The organism is Sporosarcina aquimarina (assembly GCF_033253705.1).
Classification (GTDB): Bacteria; Bacillota; Bacilli; order Bacillales_A; family Planococcaceae; genus Sporosarcina; species Sporosarcina aquimarina.
The window spans coordinates 100637-119118 of the sequence record NZ_JAUBDH010000007.1 but is presented as its reverse complement, the minus strand read 5'-3'; the positions used below and the strand labels follow the sequence as shown (position 1 = coordinate 119118).

General features: G+C 43.7%; 12 protein-coding genes and 1 other annotated feature. Of the genes, 2 read left to right on the top strand and 10 right to left on the bottom strand.

The window, feature by feature from the left end; all coding sequences use genetic code 11:
- Positions 1-46: 46 nt before the first annotated feature.
- Positions 47-283 (bottom strand) — a binding site (T-box leader).
- 2 nt (positions 284-285) lie between these two features.
- Positions 286-1953 (bottom strand): dihydroxy-acid dehydratase, encoded by a 1668-nt coding sequence (gene ilvD / locus QT716_RS12060; RefSeq protein ID WP_317936314.1) that lies wholly within the window; start codon positions 1951-1953, stop codon positions 286-288.
- A gap of 495 nt (positions 1954-2448) precedes the next feature.
- On the opposite strand from ilvD, the gene sda reads away from it, so the two are divergent.
- Entirely contained in the window at positions 2449-2580 is a 132-nt protein-coding gene (gene sda / locus QT716_RS12055; protein WP_317936313.1) for a sporulation histidine kinase inhibitor Sda, read from the top strand.
- On the opposite strand, the gene QT716_RS12050 is transcribed toward sda, so the two are convergent.
- The 5 genes from QT716_RS12050 to QT716_RS12030 all read right to left on the bottom strand — a co-directional run bounded on the left by QT716_RS12050 (position 2522) and on the right by QT716_RS12030 (position 10949).
- Positions 2522-2734: a hypothetical protein gene (locus QT716_RS12050; protein ID WP_317936386.1), complete on the bottom strand. Its 213-nt coding sequence runs from the start codon at positions 2732-2734 to the stop codon at positions 2522-2524. The genes sda and QT716_RS12050 overlap by 59 nt on opposite strands.
- A gap of 37 nt (positions 2735-2771) precedes the next feature.
- The gene (locus QT716_RS12045; RefSeq protein WP_317936312.1) at positions 2772-4457 is read right to left on the bottom strand and encodes a methyl-accepting chemotaxis protein; all 1686 of its coding nucleotides are present in this window, start codon (positions 4455-4457) and stop codon (positions 2772-2774) included.
- A gap of 317 nt (positions 4458-4774) precedes the next feature.
- Positions 4775-5899: an IS4 family transposase gene (locus QT716_RS12040; protein WP_317936311.1), complete on the bottom strand. Its 1125-nt coding sequence runs from the start codon at positions 5897-5899 to the stop codon at positions 4775-4777.
- A gap of 199 nt (positions 5900-6098) precedes the next feature.
- Positions 6099-8459 carry a bifunctional 2',3'-cyclic-nucleotide 2'-phosphodiesterase/3'-nucleotidase gene (locus tag QT716_RS12035; RefSeq protein ID WP_317936310.1) on the bottom strand — a complete coding sequence of 787 codons (2361 nt, stop codon included), beginning with the start codon at positions 8457-8459 and terminating at the stop codon, positions 6099-6101.
- 114 nt (positions 8460-8573) lie between these two features.
- Entirely contained in the window at positions 8574-10949 is a 2376-nt protein-coding gene (locus tag QT716_RS12030) for a bifunctional 2',3'-cyclic-nucleotide 2'-phosphodiesterase/3'-nucleotidase (protein ID WP_317936309.1), read from the bottom strand.
- A 195-nt stretch (positions 10950-11144) separates the two neighbouring features.
- Between QT716_RS12030 and QT716_RS12025 the strand changes: the two genes are divergently transcribed.
- Entirely contained in the window at positions 11145-12200 is a 1056-nt protein-coding gene (locus QT716_RS12025) for an acyl-CoA dehydrogenase family protein (RefSeq protein ID WP_317936308.1), read from the top strand.
- A gap of 54 nt (positions 12201-12254) precedes the next feature.
- Here QT716_RS12025 and QT716_RS12020 read toward each other — a convergent pair whose 3' ends face one another.
- From QT716_RS12020 to QT716_RS12005, 4 genes are all read right to left on the bottom strand, one after another.
- A complete protein-coding gene (locus tag QT716_RS12020) occupies positions 12255-12470 on the bottom strand; it encodes a hypothetical protein (protein ID WP_317936307.1) in 216 nt (71 codons plus the stop codon).
- A 471-nt stretch (positions 12471-12941) separates the two neighbouring features.
- A complete protein-coding gene (locus QT716_RS12015) occupies positions 12942-16538 on the bottom strand; it encodes a chitobiase/beta-hexosaminidase C-terminal domain-containing protein (RefSeq protein ID WP_317936306.1) in 3597 nt (1198 codons plus the stop codon).
- A 229-nt stretch (positions 16539-16767) separates the two neighbouring features.
- A complete protein-coding gene (locus QT716_RS12010; RefSeq protein WP_317936305.1) occupies positions 16768-17328 on the bottom strand; it encodes a DUF488 domain-containing protein in 561 nt (186 codons plus the stop codon).
- Between the two features lie 93 nt (positions 17329-17421).
- Positions 17422-18342: an NERD domain-containing protein gene (locus QT716_RS12005; protein ID WP_317936304.1), complete on the bottom strand. Its 921-nt coding sequence runs from the start codon at positions 18340-18342 to the stop codon at positions 17422-17424.
- Positions 18343-18482: the final 140 nt, after the last annotated feature.

Sequence of the window (18482 nt, the reverse complement as noted above, 5' to 3'; positions counted from 1 at the left end):
TTTATGTCAATAGAAAAAGCCTTTTCTCCCCGCGCAAAATAGTTGCGCAAGGGATGAAAAAGCTTTCATGGTACCACCCTTGTTCACGGTAAAAACTACCGCCTCATGGACATAAGTTACCTTACGTCCTTTTTCATAACGAGCACGTATGCCCGAAACAGCCTACTTAGTTCAGCTGTTCACTCCGAGGGGATATTCGCGTTGGCTGCATTGCCGGTTTTCAGCACCACCGACTCTCTGAAAATGCAGGATCCAATCACTTTTGCCTCATCATCGAATTGTCTATTAAATTTTCATAACGCCGCCTGTACTGGCGGATGTGACTAGTTTTGAATAGCGGGCAAGATACCCTTTTTTAATCTTCGGTTCAAATGGTTTCAACTGACTTTTACGTTTCGCAAGTTCAGCTTCATCCACTTCGAGTTCAATTGTTCGATCCGTTAGATTAATTTCAATAATGTCTCCACTTTCAACGAGAGCAATCGGACCGCCTTCTGCTGCTTCTGGTGAAATATGTCCGATGGAAATGCCTCGGGATGCTCCAGAGAACCGTCCATCTGTAATGAGGGCTACCTGGGTGCCAAGACCGCGACCTGCAATTGCTGCAGTTGGTGCGAGCATTTCCGGCATACCCGGACCGCCTTTAGGTCCTTCATAGCGAATGACGACTACATGGCCTGCTTGCACAGTTCCATCGTCAATTCCTTCTTGTGCTGCTTCTTGAGATTCAAAGACGATTGCTTCCCCTCTGAAATCTTTTATGGAAGGATCGACAGCACCGACTTTGATAACCCCGCCGTCCGGGGCAATGTTTCCAAAGAGGACGGACAAGCCGCCTACTGGACTATATGCATTGGCTTTTTTCCGGATGACTTGCTCATTCGTAATCGGTTTGTCAATCACATTTTCATAGAGTGACTTTCCGGTAATGGTTATCCGATCTGGATGAACCGCACCGTCAATCTCACATAATTCCTTTATAATGGCGCTGACGCCACCTGCCAGATGGACGTCGTGCATTGTATAATCGGATGCCGGACTGATCTTGGACAAATACGGAATCCGCTTTGCGACTTCGTTAATATCCCGAACGTCGTACTCAATTTCTGCTTCATGAGCAATTGCCAATGTGTGGAGCACAGTATTCGTAGAACCGCCCATTGCCATATCGAGTGCAAATGCATCGTCAATTGTTTCTTTCGTAATGATGTCTCTCGGCTTAATGTCTTCTTTAACCATTCTTACAAGATGCTGTGCAGCTTCTTTAATAAGGCGATGGCGTTCATCAGACGTTGCAACGATTGTTCCGTTTCCTGGAACCGTCACTCCGAGCATTTCCATTAATGAGTTCATCGAGTTAGCAGTAAACATTCCTGAACAGCTGCCACATGTCGGACATGCACTCTGTTCAATATCGAGCAGTTCTTCAGCGGTCATCGTCCCTGATTTATAAGAACCGACCCCTTCAAATACAGATACGAGAGATAATGGTTTGCCGTCCGCTGAAGTTCCGCCTTCCATTGGACCTCCTGAGACGAATACGGAAGGTACATTTGTGCGAACCGCCGCCATCAGCATTCCTGGTGTAATCTTGTCACAGTTTGGAATGTAGAAGACTCCGTCAAACCAGTGTGCGTTAATAACCGTTTCTGCTGAATCTGCAATGAGTTCCCGGCTTGGCAGCGAATACCGCATTCCGATATGCCCCATCGCAATTCCATCGTCAACACCGATCGTGTTGAACTCAAATGGAATACCTCCTGCTTCGCGAATCGCCTCTTTCACGACTTCTGCGAATTTGTTCAAATGCATATGGCCAGGAATGATGTCAATGTAAGAGTTACAGACTCCAATGAATGGCTTTTCCATATCTCTCGAGCGAACGCCTGTCGCATACAGCAAACTTCTGTGGGGCGCACGATCGATTCCCTTCTTTATCATGTCACTTCTCAACAACACTCACTCCTAACAGTGGCACCAACGGGTGGACAATAATTTCTGCAACTGAGGTGTAACTTGCAACCTCTTGCTTTAATAGATTGTTGCTATCATATAGCGAAAGAAATAAAGAGTCAACAGTGTTTTTTAAATAATTTCTCAATTTAGAATACATAAATAAAATGTATACGCTTACAACGTTGTTGCCACGCGATATATTGCACATCGCACTTTTTTAATAAACTTTTGAACTTATTTCTGGAGGTACTCAGAAAAACATTTCGACAAAATTCGCGCAGTCCACAAGTGTGTATAACTTTCCCCACATTATCCACTCTATAGTCATAGACTTGAGTCGCTATGTGAACAACTTGTCCACACGTTGTCCACGAGTCTATGTGGATAATCGAACGGTTGTTCTTTTTTTAAGCATCTGATAAGTTAGTGGTACATCGCTTTCCCTGCCACTGGGGAAAAATTAAAACTCTGCCGGAAGAAGGTGATAGACAAATGAACAGACTCCCCGACGATTTACTGATTCTATCTTATGTTAAAGCCTTGGAACTAGAACTGCCTTCAGAATTTATAAGCTTACTGAAATTTGAAGTTGATAAACGAAGCTTACTTTGTTTCCTATCGTAAATTTTGTTCTATTATTCATGTCGCCATTACCGGAAAGCGGTGTTGTTTCCCAATACGCATTGACGAAAACCATTTGTCCGCGATAACAGATGGTTTTTATCATTTTATAGAAAACAATTTTACTGCCGCTGCCCAATACAAAAAGCCCCTCCATCAGCTGTTAGGCTGACAAACGGACTTCCTTTGTTCAATTAAACTGTAAATTGTTGAATCATTTCTTGGAGTTCAACAGCTTTCACGCTGAGGTCTTGTGCCACAGCATTGATTTCTTCAATTGTTGCCATTTGCTCTTCCATTGAAGCTGAGTTCTGTTCCGTTTGAATGGACGCACTTGCAGCTTGCCCCGAAATTTCACTTACCGATGCCGACACTTCTTCAGCACTTGCGGAAATTTGCTCTGTCGCTGCGGAAATCTCCGTGATCTGATTCGTCATCGTTTGAACGGCTTGAACGATTTCAACGAATGTACGGCCTGCATTGTCAATCACCGCAACTCCCTGCTCCACGTTTTGCATACTTTCTGTAACAGACTGTTCAACGTCTTTCGTGTCAGATTGAATGGCCATCGTCAACTGTACGATTTGCCCAGCAGATTTCTTTGACTCCTCTGCCAATTTCCGGACTTCATCTGCAACAACTGCAAACCCTTTACCATGCTCGCCTGCACGTGCTGCTTCAATCGCTGCATTCAGCGCAAGCAAGTTCGTTTGTTCTGTAATCCCGGTAATGACACTTGTAATGCTTTCAATCTCTTCCGTTTGACGACTTAAGCGCTGAATGAGCGAAGACGTCTCGTGAGAAGTCTGGTAGATTAAATCCATTTGTGATTTAGCCGTCTCAATCGTCTTTCCGCTTTCGTTCGCAATGCGCATTGTTTCCTCTGCACTTGTATTCAGCTCGACTGCAGATTCAGCAATCCTTTGCACACCCACCGCTGTTTCTTCCATTGCTATGGAACTTTCCCCAGCAGCAGATGCTGAAACTTGTGCACCTTGAGCAACAGACTCAATCGACTTCGCCATATCTTCTGAAGACTGGGAAACTTCATAAGTACTCGCAGAAAGCTCCTCTGCAGAAGCAGTCAAATGCAGTGCATTGCTATTCACTCCGCCTATCAGATTCCGCAGATTCCCTTTCATGATATTGAAAGAGTGAGCCAAAGCAGCTACTTCATCTTTTGAACTGACTGAGACATCATCCTCTGTTAAATCTCCGTTCGCTACGACGGTCACTGCTGAGGACAGACGTTTAAGCGGACGTGTAATATTGCGCGTAAGATAGACCGCGATTAAAATACTCAACACTAAACTGAGTGCACCTGCGATGATGGAATAGATTTGTGCTCGATCCGCAGTTTTTTGAACGTTCACATTGCCTTTAGCCAATAAATCATTTTGGAAGTTCGCCATTTCTGCTGTTTTTTCCCGGATTGTAACATTGATCGGACGCAAGTTACTTTCTAAAAAAGCGGTCGCTTCTTCAACGTCTCCACCTTTTACCAGTGAGATCAGTTCTTCTGCAGAAGCGTAATATTGTTTAGATAACTCTTGCGTACTCTCAACCTTTTCTTTCATTTCAGCTGTAACTGCGATAGCAGCCATGGAGTCCAGAGAATCTTCCATGTGCTTATGCTGCTCTTCAAATAAGTCCAAATCCGATCCATCCCCACGTAACAAGTACGACCGTATGGATTGTCCTTGAAGCGCACTTTCCGCTTCGACTGTTTTAGAGAGAATACTCAGTGCAACATTCGTTTCCAGTAAGTCAGTGTATTCATCTTGAATGTTTCCAAGTTGAAACCGGCTCCATGTTGTCGAGATTAAAATAATCAAAACGATAATTCCAAATCCAGCTCCAAGCTTTTTCCCTATTGACATGTACATTCGCTCTTTTCTATCGTTTTTAGTTTCATACTAGTATTTTCGGCTGGTCAATTGAAATATGAATGATCTTGAAAGTTGGCGCAACAAATTGTTTTATTTGTTCCTATCCGTTCAATTGACTACTGCCTATGAATTTATAGCGATTTACTACAGTTGCTTCATATCACTAGCGTCGCATAAATAATGTGCGAATATTCTGTTTACCATTTTTATGTTTTTAGAGAAAAAACGAAAACACCAAAGTAACGGTAGTGAACATCCATTTTTTTACTATATCCTTTGGCAAGCTCAACAGAAGTTATTTCTTGCGGTTATGGAACGCTTTTTCCTTGGATTTTCCGAATCCATATCCGAGCTGGTTTCCATAAAGCTGCTTTTAAATAGAGACTGATTTGAAGATAGGTTCGTTTACTTTTGGTCTTTAGCTGCGCTAATACATTCAAGCAATAGACAATCATGGCAAGAAAGACTTGATTATGAACGCTTTGCTGACTTTGACCGTAGAACTTCTTGATGTTCAAATGTTGTTTCATCCATTTGAAAAACAGTTCAATTGCCCAACGAGATTTATACATCTCTGCGACTTCATCCGCTGATAAATCAAAATGATTCGTTAGGAGATTCAGCTGATTCCCTTTGGAATCTAAGACCTTGAGAAGGCGAAAAGTGTTTTCAGTACGTTTTTGTGCTTTACCAATGACCACCATCTCGTCCGACTCCACTGGTGAATTCTCAGACAGCTCAAAGCTTTCGATGGATCGAACAATCGCATTTTTGCGTAAGCGAGAAACGAAGAAATACCCTTCATCTGTCATCCGATCGAATCGTTCATAATCCAAATAGCCTCGGTCAAACACATACATGCATTCTTTATCGTCGATAAGAACTTTCAGCTGACCAAGGTCGTGTTCCTTTGCATTTGTTAAGACCGCCTTGTCGGGATAGGAACACCCTTTTTCCATGAATGCTAATCGTAAATGAAGTTTGATCCAGGACTTTGTTTTTCGGAATTTTGCCCATTGATGATTTTTCAGATTCAAAGGAAGTGTGCTCGAGTCAATAAGTTTCAAGGGAGTCGTTGTTTTTCGTCTGAATTGGAGATTAGTGGCTTCATTGATTTGAGTCACTAAATCTAAAAAGATTGCTTGAAAGAATCCCGTAGGAATTCGATCTAAACGTCTACCTAACTGGGAAAAGCTGATTGAATCAAGGTTAGAGGCTTCTTGTAATTCTTCCGAGAAAATGCAATCACTGATAGCACGCAAGCTCTCCGTTTCATGAAGTTGGGCATGCAATAACAATTTCGTAAACGAAGCCATATAAAGCTTCTTTGTATAGTAGTCTAGATGATGTGCGTTCACCTGTTCATCAAATAATACGGTAGAAATAGGTGAAAGCCATTGTTCAAATGAAGTTTTTCGTGTAATCTTATCCATTGTAGGGTCCTTTATTTTGGATTTGGATAGGTTACCACCGCCAACCCATTATAAAGGATTTTTTTGTGCAAAGCATTAATTTCGAATTATTCAAATTATAAGTTTGGTTATCTTATTTTAATGCGACGCTAGTGCAAAATACTATAAAATCAAATTAAAAAAAGAAGCGCCACGAGTGCGCTTCTTTTTTAAAAATCACTTATTTCAATTGGTATTTCGCATACCCTTCTTCAGAAGGTGCGATATAGATAATCCTAGAATCATTACCAATGTGCTCTTTACCTTTTATTGATGTATTGAATATCATCGTCGCACCTTCTACAGGTTGAATCGACCAGTTATTATCCACATAAGGTTCGATCTGGTCAATTGTCTCCAGATAATCAATCACGGCTTCACGATTCTCATCTTGATAGAAAATAACTTCTTTTGCATCACGGACACCCGGGAAGTTTCCACTGCCGCGATAGTTGTTCGTTACAACGACGAACTCTTGTGTTGCATCAATAGGCTCATCGTTATATTTCAAATTCTTTATGCGATTTGCAGTTTCATTGATAAGCTTGCCTTCTTTACTATCATACTTTGCAGGTTGTGTAATATCTATCTCGTACGTCAAACCGTCAATCACGTCAAAATTATATGAACGATGGTTTTCATTCACAATATCCTGTTCTTCTATTTTTAACGGATCCACTTGGTTGAAAGCTCCTGCAGACATCTCAAGCCATTCCTTTATATCGTTACCTGTCAGAACAACTGCTGCAACTGTATTATCATACACATACAAGTCAGCCATGTTTTTAATGGAAACATCTCCGGCTGGGATATTTGTATAATAATCTGAACCATATCTTCCGCCGAATTTCAAAGGTGATCCTGCGGATAATATCGGCAGGTTATTGTACTCAGTATCTTTGATTTTGTCTTCTACATAGTGTTTCTGTGCTTCTGTGAGAATTTGAATGGATGAATCATCACGGATAAGCCCAAAATAACTTGTCAACGGCGCTGTTGTTTTGGATACCGGAGTGCGGATGTAATCCAATGTCGCTTTATGAACTTCTTTCACAGCGTCCACGACCGCTTGGTTTACTTCTTCTGAGTCTTTATGAACTTCCCTTACAGATCCTTTTCCTGAAAGTACTGTCCACTTTCCGTCAGTTACCTTCAATTGGTAATCGAGTAATCCAAGATGGCTCCCGAAACGGTTTGGCATGACAACTGGGGTACCATTTAGTGTACCTTCTTCAGAATTCACATTTTTCACGTCTTTGAAATCTCCAGGAAACAGAGCATGATTATGACCTGTCAGTATACCGTCTACACCGTCAATTGCAGAAATCTGCCAAGTGACATCGTCTTCATCTTTGTCATGATTCTCATCACCGATGCCAGAGTGGGCAATGACAAATACGACATCAGCGCCTTCTTTTTGAACTTGCGGCATGAATTTTTCTACAGTATCTGATGCATCTTCAACGGTGACTTTCCCTTTTAGATGCGAGCCGTCCCACCGCAGAATTCCTGGTGCCACAACGCCAATTACGCCTACTTTTAATGTATGCTTCTTGCCCATGGAATCCATTACTTGCTTATCTAAAATAACATAAGGCGTAAAGCGATTTTTACCCGTCTTTGCATCATAGACGTTCGCATTTAGAACGGGGAATTCCGCTCCTTCAATAACGTTGTCCAAGTAATCCAGTCCGAAGTTAAACTCATGATTCCCTAATGACATCACGTCATACTTGAGTGCATTTAAGCCGGCTACAGAAGGATGCACTTCCCCTTTCTGAAGCGGTTTTTCCTTCACTTTATAGCTGCCTAACGGTGTTCCTTGAATTAAATCTCCATTATCGAATAGCAGCGTGTTTTCAACTTCCGCACGTGCTTCATCTATCAAGACACCTGTTTTGGCAAGTCCATAGTCTTGAATCTCTTTATCCTGATAGTAATCATAATTCATCAGGTTCGTATGAATATCCGTCGTGCCCATAATACGGAGTGCGACTGTCGTTCCATCAGGATGCTGCTGACTGATTTTAACTAAGCGCGTAATCATTGCACGCATTTCGTTTTTCATTACAGCACGTTTCGGCTTTGCGGTACCATCTGAATAGCCCTTCATCAGTCCAAGTCCGATACTTTTGGCCATCTCTGGACGCAGTGTAGCGCCGAAATCCTTTTTATCTTTAAACCGGTTTAATAAGTTCATCGGATAGGTTTTATTTGATTTAGCAGCTCGAGCTGATATAACAAATGCTTGCTCCCGCGTAAGCGAACCGTTCGGATCGAAAACCGTTGACGAACGCCCTTGAACAAGCCCTGCTTTCACTGCCGCCTCTACATAGGGTGCTAGCTGCTTGTCTACATCTTTAAATGTAATTGTAGAACCGTCACTTGTGGACAAATTCAAAGCCTGAACAACTTTTTGGATGAATTCCCCTCTCGTCGCTTCGTTAGACTTAGCCGCACTCGCACTTTGCGGAAACGCTAAACTTCCAACCGCAAGCAACATCACAAGAAGTCCACACCCAATTCTCTTCAATACATTCATTCATTTCTTCCTTTCATTCAATAAGTTTAGTAATTCCCTTGGAATCCAAATCTAGTTATCTTAAGACTATTTAGAGAAAAAGAGGCGCAACAGTTGCGCCTCTTTTGTTGTAGCTTATTTCAATTCATACTTCGCATAGCCATCTTTCGTTGGTGCAACGTACTTAATACGTGCATCGTTACCTAGATAATTCTTACCTTTTTCTGACGTTTCGAAGATCATGTTCGCGCCTTTAACTGATTGTATTGACCAGTTACCGTCCGCAGATGGATCGATTGGATCGACTGATTTCATGTAATCGACAATCGCTTCACGGTTTTCGTATTGATACGAAATTGTATCGATTGCATCCCGTACCCCTGGGAACTCACCGCTTGCACGGTAGTTATTTGTAACAACAATGAACTTCTGCTTCGGATCAATCGGCTTGCCGTCAAACATCAAGTTTTTCACTCGGTTTGCATTCGCATTGACGACTTTCCCTTCGCCATCATATTTGTTTGGCTGAGTTACGTCGTATTCGTATTCAACGCCGTCAATAACGTCAAACAAATACGATCTGTAATTTTCGTTCAATACATTTTGTTCACCAGACTTCGCTGGATCGATTTGATTGAACTGACCGCCCGACATTTCAAGCCATTCTTTCACATCGGCTCCTGTCATAACAAGTCCTGTAATCGTGTTATCAAATACATACAGGTCTGCCATGTTCTTAATCGCAATGTCGCCCGCCGGAATATCTGTATAGTAATCAGATCCATAACGACCGCCTGCTTTAAACGGTGCACCTACTGATAGAATCGGCAGGTCTGCGTACTCTGTACCTGGTGTTTGGCTTGCAACATAACGCTTCTGCGCTTCAGTTACAATTTGAATCGATGGATCATCTTTAACTAACGCGAAATAACTTGTAATTGGCGCATTAGTCGTTGAAACTGGTGTGCGGATGTAATCTAGTGTACCGTCATGAGCTTTTTGAACTGCATCCATCACATCTTGGTTGATTGCTTGTGAATCTTTATGAACTGCGCGAAGTGAACCTTTTCCGGAGACAATCTTCCACTTGCCATTTTCCATCTTCAGTTCATAGTCAAGCAATCCTAAGTGAGTACCGAATTTCCCTGGCATTACGACAGGTGTTCCGTTCAATAGACCCTCTTCTTGGTTTGCATTTTTCGTATCTTTAAAGTCTCCAGGGAACAACGCGTGGTTGTGGCCTGTCAGAATTCCGTCTACACCGTCAATGTCAGAGATCTGCCATGTAATATCATCTTCGTTCTTTTCATGAATTTCATCACCAATTCCTGAGTGAGCAATTACGAATACTACATCAGCGCCTTCTTCTTTAACTTTCGGCAAGAATTTCTTAACTGTATCTGCGCCATCTTCTACAGTGACTTTACCTTCAAGGAGCGCACCATCCCAGCGAAGAATTCCTGGAGCAACAACCCCGATAACGCCAACTTTCAACGTATGTTTCGCACCTTTAGAGTCAGTTACTTCCTTATCCATCACAATGTAAGGATTGTAACGGTTGTCACCTGTTTTCGCATCGTAAACGTTTGCGTTAATAACAGGGAAACCAGACTCATCAATTACTTGGTCCAGATACTCAAGTCCGTAGTTAAACTCGTGGTTTCCTAAAGACATGACATCATAGTCCAATGCTTGCATTGCAGCAAATGCTGGGTGAACTTCACCCTTTTTCAATGGATCCACACTCACTTTATATGTACCGAGTGGAGTTCCCTGTATTAAATCACCATTGTCAAACATCAGCGTGTTTTCAGATTCAGCGCGTGCTTCATCTACCAACACACCTACTTTAGTCAGTCCATAATCTTCAACCTTCGTATCCTGATAATAATCGTAGTTTACGAGGTTCATGTGCAAATCCGTTGTCCCCATAACACGGAGTGACACTGTCGCTTCATCCGTTCCTGGAGTTTCGCCTGGGTATTGCTGGCTTATTTTAACTAAACGATTTACAATTGCACGCATTTCATTTTTCATGACAGCTTGTTTCGGTTTTGCCGTGTGGTCAGAATACCCTTTCAACAGACCAAGCCCGATACTTTTCGCCATTTCTGGACGCAAAGAAGCACCGAAGTCTCGCTTGTCCTTAAATCGGTCAAGAAGGGTCATCGGATAGGTTTTGTCTGTTTTTGCAGCACGTGCAGAAATAACAAACGCCTGCTCACGCGTCAATGATCCATTAGGGTCAAAAACAGATGCAGAACGTCCTTTTACGAGGCCCGCTTTCACAGCAGCTTCTACATATGGAGCCAACTGCTTGTCTACATCTTTAAACGTAAGCGTCGAACCATCGCTCGTCGACAAGTTAAGGGCTTGTACAACTTTTTGGATGAATTCTCCCCGTGTTGCTTCATCAGGCTTAGCAGCAGTTGCTTCTTGAGGTATAATCAAACTACCAAGAGTTAGCAATACAACGAGAAAGCTAAAGCCGATTCTTTTAAGCAATGACATGTTCATCTCCCTTTCAATTCTTAGTTTTCATACTACTCTAACATACCATAGTTTCCTGATAGTTCCAATGCAATATTCGACAAGTTTGAAAGCCTTTTCATTCCTGTCAGAACGGGAATAGGAAGGTTAGTAACTTATTGCTTAAAACGGCAGTCTACGCATCTCTTATTCATCAAAATCGAAAGGATGATTCCCATGTTATCGGAAGATCTATCTAAACTTATTCGCAGCGCTTCATTCGAAATTGAACAGCTAGGCACACTGCCAGATGATTTGCTGCAGCTTGCTTTTGAAGAGAAATTATTTAAGTTATTCATTCCAGAAGAATTGGGCGGCCGCGGTCTGTCACTTCCTGAGGCGGCACGTGTTTTCGAGGATATGTCCTATGAAGATGGCTCCCTCGGCTGGCTGACGACAATCGGATCAGGCGGAAATCTGTTTCTTGAAAACATGACAGAAACCCAAGCGAAGGAATTATATTCACCTGCCGAAGCAGTAATCGCAGGAAGCGGTTATGCAACAGGCGAAGCCCACGCACAATCGGATGGGTATATGGTTTCCGGTGAATGGCGCTACTGCAGCGGTGCACCGTATGCTTCCATGTTTACAGCAAACACCATCATTTGGCGCGATGGTCAGGAAACAGACGAAATGCGCGCCTGCACTTTCATGCCCGATCAAGTCGAAGTGATTGAAGACTGGAATGCCTTCGGGCTTAAAGGCACAGGCAGTCATACTATCCGAGTAAAGAATGCATTTGTTCCATTCGATCGAACATTTTCAGTCGTTGAGAAAGTGAATACGCTGGGTTCACCCGTTCATTCATTCCCATTTGTTCAATTTTCACAAGTATCATTTGCATCGGTTTGTCTAGGTTTAGGCGCACGCTTTCTGGAAGAAGCACATACCCTTGCAGAACACGCAAAGTCCCGCTGGAATGCAGAGAAGATTGCTGGCACGGTGCGGCTGCTGAAAGAACAGCAATCCCGTTTCAGCCAAGCCCAACAATTGTTCCATTCAGCGGTTGAACGTCGCTGGGACATGCACGTGAACGGTTCACTCGATGACCACGAACTCGCGCAGTTGTCTGCGGTATGCATGGAAAGCTCAGACATCGCAACCGATTGCGCGGTTCAGTTATTCCGCAACCTCGGCATGCAAGCCGTCATCGAAACATCCCCTGTCAACCGCGCTTTCCGTGATTTGTGGACAGCCGGCCAACATGGATTCTTGACACGCTCATTAACCTAATTGTGGAAGCAGTCTCTAAGATTGATTAGAGGCTGCTTTTTGTATGTTGAGTTGTTACACGATATCGATTCTCCAATTGCGATTCCTTTTCACAGCGTGGTAGCCCTTCCCTATAACAAGCGAAGCGCTACCAATTAATCCCTTATTGCTCGTGAATTCTAATCTATTTCCGATTAACTCTCCCAGAATGCCGATTCTTTTCCTGATATTGCCGATTCTCCCTCTCGTCATGCCGATACCGACCGCCATAATGCCGATAACCATCACCATATTACCGATTCTCCTTCACAGCGCACTAGCTCCTCCCTAAAACAAGCGAAGCGCTACCAATTAATCCCTTATTGCTCGTGAATTGTAGTCTATTTCCGATTAACTCTCCCAGAATGCCGATTCTTTGCCTGATATTGCCGATTCTCCCCCTCATATTGCCGATACTGACCGCGATCATGCCGATAACGCTCGCCAAGTTACCGATTCCCCTTCGCAGCGCACTAGCACTTCCCTAAAACAAGCGAAGCGCTACCAATTAATCCCTTCCCATGCTCGAATTGTGTCCCGTTATCGACAAACTTTGAGTTGTGTCGGACAAATCTCTCGTAGTGTCGGACAAATCCACACTAGTAACCGCGAACACTCCCCAACTGATCGACAACCACCCCAAAATGTCAGACAATCCCCATCCATCCCAGCTACCAAAAAAGAACGACACCCGAAGGCATCGTTCTCTTCATAAATCCATTATCAATTCGCCATCGCAAACCATGGCCATTGAACACCTGGCTTCGCGAGCTTGCGGCCATATCGATCGTAGAACTCCACATTTTCAGCACTTGCACCGTTAATATAACGGATCTTCAACACGTTTTCAGCGCCAAAAATGCGTAACGGATTCGTTCCATCCACCACTACATCCCCTTGCACCGTCCACTTCGTATCAATCGTCAAGCCTTTTTCTGTCGGCTTCAACGTCACCTTGTTTTTCGCAAACCCGAGCCCGCTCAAAATTGCATATTGGCCAGTCAATGTAACGCCATTTTTCACGCGAGAGCGATAATCCATCGTAATCGACGAACCTTTCGCATCAACTGTTAAGCTTGGTTTCTTATAATTCAACAAGAAGTAATACTTGCTGACCGGAACCTTTTCCCACTCAAACGGCTGCTCTGGCTCAATCTTTGTCTTCAATGCCAATTGCACAAGAACCGGATCGTGATCACTTGCGCGACCCGCTATATCCGTATAATCCGCGTTCACATGCAGCATATCGATTTCAGCAGTGTCTGCTAAGTTATTCGACACCAGGACATGATCCAATACTTGCGAATTGCCTTGATACACGTACGAATAGCGATCCGACTCTTCGACTTTATTGACCAGATTCGTCATCAGTTCCCCTTCGTGGATCTTGAGCGCATCTGTAAATTGGAAGTCGTTGAAATCACCTAGCGATACAATATTTGCATCGGGGTTTTTCGTCTTCACATCATCTATGAAGTTATACACAATTTGCGCGATTTTTTTGCGCTGGATTTCACTGTTATACACAGGGGGCTGGATTGCGCCAAACAACGGCGTGTCTCCACCTTTTGAATTCCAGTGATTCGCAATGACAATTACGTCTTCACCATCGAACGTAAACTCTGCAGCTAACGGCTTCCGGCTGCTCTTGAACGCAGGATTCGCCGGGTCAATTCGACCAGGATTCACCGTCAAACTGCCGTTCTCATACCCAACCGCAGTCGTTGCATCCCCATGAGGAGCCCCGTCTTTCAATGAAACGCGCTCAGGATTGTACAAGAAGCCAACACGGATATTCGCATTCGGCTGCCCGCCATCCTGGTTATTCACCGGGTCGATGTTGACATACTCATACTTCACACCGCCTGCGTCTACAATCGCTTGAATTAACCGTTCATAACTTGCATTTGCTTCCGGTCCGCCAGCATCTGGTCCGTTATTATCTTGCACTTCCGTGACGCCCACGATATCTGGATTATGCATGTCGTTCGCAATCGCACGCGCTAATTTTTGCGCTTTATCGTTTGAAGTCGTCTTCGTATTATTCGAGAAGTTTTCCAAGTTGTACGATCCAACCGTCAATTTCTCATCGTCTTTGACAATTGTCGTCACTTCAGGCACTGCATCGCCTTTTACAAACTTGTCTTGCATCTCTTCTAATCCAACATAAATCTTATAGTTTTGGAATGAATACCCGACAACTCCGACGATTGGCCCTTCAAACTTGTCGCCTGTTGCTACTTCAAAATTACTCGCGACTGTATTCGGCTCCAAACGGAACTGAACCAAGTCTGCGTTTGGCTTGTCTTTTTTCAACAGCACTCCACCGTTTTTCGTCTCTGTCTTTCGAGATTCCAAAACAGTCGTCAAATCACCATATTGCTGAGGTCCAACGGCTTTTACATTGCCCACTTCAACGAGCATTGCTTCACGGCTTTCCCAGAAATCGCCTGCATATTTCGTCGGATCGAATTCCTTTAAGCCTTCGCTTAATACGTTATCTGCTGGTAAATTCGTTTCGTCAATGACGAATGGAGTCGGAATTTCAACACCGCTTTCCAACACGTTGACAACGCCGTTGCGATCTTCACGAACGTTGATTTGCGTCGTTTTCAAATCTGTTTGTTGACGGTCCGAATAGCCGTCAATCGCATATTCACTCACCTGACCTGTCACCGAAACCAAGTCGCCTTTTTTCAAGTTCCACGCATCGCGCCCACTATATAGCGTGATCGCTTCGGACGTATTCAAATCGCCATCGCGCTTTGCATCAGGTGTTTGAATGTGATAATACGTCGAGCCTTGCAGTTCATACTTATACGTCACAACGCCTTGGACTCCGTCGACCACTTGTCCGACAAATGGAGACTCATGGCCTGACCCTTGAATGTCATGGATTTGAAGTGCATCTGTAATCGTATAATCGAACGTTTGAACAGCACTCGTACGTCCATCTTCCGTTTTCGCCACCGCTTTCACTTGAACGTTATCCGTAATCTCCAAAGGCGTCGCATACGTTGCGCCGTTTTCAATCGGATCCGTTCCATCCAATGTATACAGGATTTCTGCATCCACGGTTCCTGTTGTCAGTGTCACATCGACCTTCTCAACAAACGTTCCGCTTCCCGGATTCGCAATAACTGGCTGAACGACTGAAGCATCTGCGACAATGTCCGTCGCACCACGCGGAATCACTTGGTAAATATCGTCAAACTGTTGGACAATCCCTGTAATCGAGTCGTACGTCATGCCCGCCTGTAAGCCGAGACTGTCGTTTTCATCACGTACAGTAAATTCGGTTCCATCCGTAGCTATGAAGTTCGCCCAGCCAGGACCTGCTTCTTTCGATGAAAGCGTGACGTTACTCACTGTAATAAGCTGAGACTCCACGTCTTCACCAATCGCTTCTCCTTTAACCGTTTTAGAAGTCGGTACTTCCGCTGCCGTTTTTTCAACAAGCGATGCACCATCTACTTGCAGCAACCCACGATAGTCGACAAGTTTACCTGTAATGGTTACTTCATCGCCTACATTTGCCGCTAAGCTTGTCGGACGCAGCGCGATACCGCCTGTTTCATCTTGAATTGAAATTGTATTTTTTAGTTTTGCTGTGACGATACCTTTCACACTGACTTCTTGTCCAGCTGGCAATGCACGTGCGTCTGCAATGGAAAGCAGCTCAAGCGGAACGTCAGGCTCTTCTGGATCAGTTGAATCGGAACCATCTAACTCATGAGACCCTAAGAATGTGAAGGTATCTTTCGGGTGCACTGTCCACTCTGCTGTTCTGTCAAACGGATCATCATAAACTGAATCGCCTTTCGACACTGCCGCATTTCGAACCAGCGTCACGTCCGTCCCCCAACCGATGTCCCGAGCGCCAACTTGTCCAAAGGAATCGATTACTGCATCTCCTTTTTTCAATAAAAAGGCATCGTCTCCATTGAAATTGGTAACGCCACCAATTTCAAAATCAGCTTTCGCTTTCAACTCAGGTCCTGCTTGGTTGTGAACGATGACAAATGTTTTACCGTCTTCGAGCATTCCTTCTAGCTGCAGTTTGTTCGTTGGTGCAACCGCACCGTTTGCGAACAATTCAATAGAATAACCACTTAAGTCAAGGGCAGCACCCGTGCCATTATATAACTCGATTGCCTTATTGAAGCTAGAGCCTTCCACGTACTCAGAAATCAGTAAATCCTTTGCTTTTGCAGCAGGTGCTTCTGCCGCATAAACCGGAACTGCCGGTGCAGCTAGTCCTGCGACAAGCGTTGTTGCCATCAGTGAACTTAACCATTTCTTTCCCGTTCGACCGTGCATTGCCTCACACTCCTTATTGGAATGAACCCGCCAATAGCCAAGCGTTTATCTACCGACAAGATTCTAGTTTCACATTAAGCGTACCATTGCATTCGACAACCTACTATGCGTCTTTATGGTAGTATTCGCCAATTTTAAATGAGCAAACGGATCTATTTTCAGAATGTTTTAAATAGGTATTAGCACACACAAAAAACAGCCTTATAATGAGAAGGCTGTTCAGAAAGGTTCATTTATCAGTAGATAATTCAGGATAAACCACCGTATCATCTTGTTCAATAATTGGCATCGCGCCCCATTTGCCCAGTTCATGCGGAACGAGTTCTCCCGTCCCCTCACTTGTCGGGACAATATGCACTACATCCCAATCATGTACCGCTAACCAATTGCTGATGATCAACCGATGACACCGTGCAGGGTGACGTTCGGAACAGCAATAGGCAGTTCTTTTACTAGATGCAATTTCTGTTAACTGCTTTAGACCTTCCTGAAAACAATGCGACAGCGTATAATCCGCGTAGTTATGGAAGGATTGGTTTTGCCAGCCGCCATTTAACGCTGGTGAAACGAGTTGAGAGGGTTGACGTCTTCCTCCAAGTTCCTCAATATGTGTGTACTCAATTCCTGCTGCGGGCAGCCATTCCGCCATTTTTTCTTTCGCAAACCAAGGAAATTTTCGACTTCCCGGAAATGAACGGACGTCCACAAGTACTTCGATTTCAGCTTGCTTCAGCAAAGCGATAAATTCTTCTTTTGTATGGGAATAGTGACCGATTGTGTAAATGTACATAGGATCCATCCTTTAAAAGCATTTGTTATTCACATGCCCTTATCAGGATCCCTTAAAACCTGACCTTCTTTCCGTCGTCAGCAGCTATTACTTTTACGCTTCCTTTTTCAACGTAAATCTGCATTTCGGATACGCACTGCAGCCTACGAACTCACCATACTTCCCCCGGCGCTGCACAAGTTCACTTGCACAGCGCGGACAGTCCCCCAAAGAATTTGCACTTTCTTCCACAGTGACTGCTGTTTCCAACTTTGCCAATGGTATTGGCTTATTGCTTTCACTTTTCATCGCGCTGGCATTAACTTTCGGTTGATTCAACTTAGATGGCTTTTGAGAAAACTGTTTACGTTTCACAAATTCCAAATGAGCTTTCTTCACCTGCCGCTTTTCCAGCCTGTCTGTAAAAACCAGCTGCTCAAGCAAGTCATTGATCCGCTTTAGTTCTGCTTCACTCAACACGTTGTCTCCAAATTTTATAATCACTTTATTCAACTCATTTGCGTGAATGACATGGGCAGTCTCAAATGGTTCCTTGAATTTAAGCTTCGCATCACTCGAGAACGCAATAATCGAATGTATGTCTAGGTTTTCATTGTTCAAATAGCCTTTTAACGATTGTATGTGACCGAAATTCTGCCAAATAGGATTGTACAATTTCTCTTTCCGTTTGTAGATGACTTGCGTCCAGTTTTTCTGCCGGTCACTTCCAAAAATCCATCCGCTATAATGCTTCGTCTCAATTACAAATATCCCTTTCGTAGATGTAACAATATGATCGACTTGGGTGGTGCCGCCTTCGCCATTCGGTACGTAAAGATCTGCAAAAACGCGATAGTCGCCGCCTAGTTTAGCCAGTCTTCGATTCACTTTCCACTCGCCAATCACGCCCCTGATCGCAGGTCGTTTAAGTCGATAAATCATTCGCAGAACGACCAACCCGACTAGTACGTAAAATATCGGCATTTTTGTATAGATTAAGATTCCTGATAAAAACCCATTCAATAATTCCGGCAATAGAATCCCTTCTTTCTACTCGTATGCACTTTTCAGCTTCGTTTAGTGTCCATGTAATCCTATTACTCTTAATCATAATGATTTAAGGAAGAAAGTCTACAAAAATATTGGTTTTTTTTACAAATTTATGTATTTAATCG

Coding starts and splice junctions, on each gene's coding strand:
- sda (WP_317936313.1), top strand. CDS start 2,449: ATGAACAGACTCCCCGACGATTTACTGATTCTATCTTATGTTAAAGCC.
- QT716_RS12050 (WP_317936386.1), bottom strand. CDS start 2,734: ATGGAGGGGCTTTTTGTATTGGGCAGCGGCAGTAAAATTGTTTTCTAT.
- QT716_RS12045 (WP_317936312.1), bottom strand. CDS start 4,457: ATGTCAATAGGGAAAAAGCTTGGAGCTGGATTTGGAATTATCGTTTTG.
- QT716_RS12040 (WP_317936311.1), bottom strand. CDS start 5,899: ATGGATAAGATTACACGAAAAACTTCATTTGAACAATGGCTTTCACCT.
- QT716_RS12035 (WP_317936310.1), bottom strand. CDS start 8,459: ATGAATGTATTGAAGAGAATTGGGTGTGGACTTCTTGTGATGTTGCTT.
- QT716_RS12030 (WP_317936309.1), bottom strand. CDS start 10,949: ATGTCATTGCTTAAAAGAATCGGCTTTAGCTTTCTCGTTGTATTGCTA.
- QT716_RS12025 (WP_317936308.1), top strand. CDS start 11,145: ATGTTATCGGAAGATCTATCTAAACTTATTCGCAGCGCTTCATTCGAA.
- QT716_RS12020 (WP_317936307.1), bottom strand. CDS start 12,470: ATGGTGATGGTTATCGGCATTATGGCGGTCGGTATCGGCATGACGAGA.
- QT716_RS12015 (WP_317936306.1), bottom strand. CDS start 16,538: ATGCACGGTCGAACGGGAAAGAAATGGTTAAGTTCACTGATGGCAACA.
- QT716_RS12010 (WP_317936305.1), bottom strand. CDS start 17,328: ATGTACATTTACACAATCGGTCACTATTCCCATACAAAAGAAGAATTT.